Annotated in this window: 1 protein-coding gene; it reads right to left on the bottom strand. The window is 66.7% G+C overall.

Annotated features, from left to right (window positions below; translation table 11 throughout):
- Positions 1–1,192, bottom strand: a 1,192-nt coding sequence (locus JCM25156_RS16645; RefSeq protein WP_025814010.1) for a glutamate--cysteine ligase, incomplete at its 3' end; no start/stop codon positions are given.
- Between the last annotated feature and the right edge of the window lie 171 nt (positions 1,193–1,363).

The following is a 1,363-nucleotide window of genomic DNA, read 5'->3' as shown; positions in this document are numbered from 1 at the left end:
CCTGCCCCCACGGCGTGTCCAGCCCGGTGCGCGGCACTTCGGCCCGGAGCGCGACATAGTCGTCCCACCCATGTTCCAGCACCAGCTTTTCAGCGGCGACCAGGGTGGCTTCATCATACAGAAGACCCGTCCACAGCGCCGACTGCGCCAGCATCATGGCGGGCGACCCGGCATCCGCGCCCCGCATTTCAAGGAACTGCTTGAGCCGCACATCGGGGAACACGGTGGTCAGATGGTCCTCGAAATCCCCGATTGTCGGGCGCTCGCCTTCCAGCCCCGGCGGGTTGCGTCCCTCCAGCCACGCGCGGAAGGAACTGCCCGCCACGTTGATCATCCGCCCCCCACGCGTGACGAAATACATCGGCACATCCAGCAGCCAGTCCACATAGGCGGCGAAGCTGAACCCGTCTTCCAGAAACCGGCGCGGCATGCCCGCCCGTGCGTTGTCGGTATCCGTCCACACCCGCGCCCGGTTGGACATGAAGCCGTTGGGACGCCCCTCATAGAACGGGGAACTGGCGAACAGCGCCGTCGCCACCGGCTGGAGGGCGAGGGAGACGCGCATCTTGCGCGCCATATCCGCTTCCGACCCGAAATCCAGATTGACCTGCACGGTGCAGGTGCGCAGCATCATGTCCAGCCCCAGCGTGCCCACGCGGGGCATGTAGTCGCGCATGATGGCGTAGCGGCTTTTTGGCATCCACGGAATGTCGGCGCGGCGGGCGGTGGGGTGAAAGCCCAGCGGCATGAAACCGATGCCCAGCGCGGCGCAGGCGGGGCGGATGGCGGCGAAATGCTGGTCCATTTCCGCCGCCGTTTCATGCAGCGTACGCAGCGGCGCGCCGGACAGTTCGAACTGCCCGCCCGGCTCCAGCGAGATGGAGCCGCCTTTCGCGTCCCCCATGCCCTTGAGGCCGATCAGCGCGTCACGGTCGATGATTTCTTCCCACCGCCTGCCGCCCTTCTCCGCCGCGAGCGCACGCAGCAGCGCCTCGATCCCGCGGGGCGCGTATGGGGGCGAGGACCATGCCCCGCGCTGCGGCCCCGCCGCTTCGGGGCGTACAAAACCGAATTTTTCATGTTCCGTGCCGATCCGCCAGCCCGACCGGGGGCGAGCGCCCGCCGCGAGGATGCCGACCATCTGTTCAAATGATTCGATAACGTTTGAATTGTGCGCGCCGGGATTCGACATGGCGGGGGCAATATCCTCAGATGACAGTCAGATTAAGGCTGGCGACAGGCGGAAACGCGTGCCGGAAAGGGGCTGGGTACCTACAAGCCTGTACCACATACGGTGTCGAGACCAGCCCCGACAAGAGCAAGCGCCGCCGCCGCCGCCGTATCGGCCCGCAGCACAAGCGGC

The sequence above is a fragment of the Komagataeibacter kakiaceti JCM 25156 genome (genome assembly GCF_000613305.1).
Note: the sequence above shows the minus strand (reverse complement) of the source record. Positions and strands in the feature narration are given on the sequence as shown.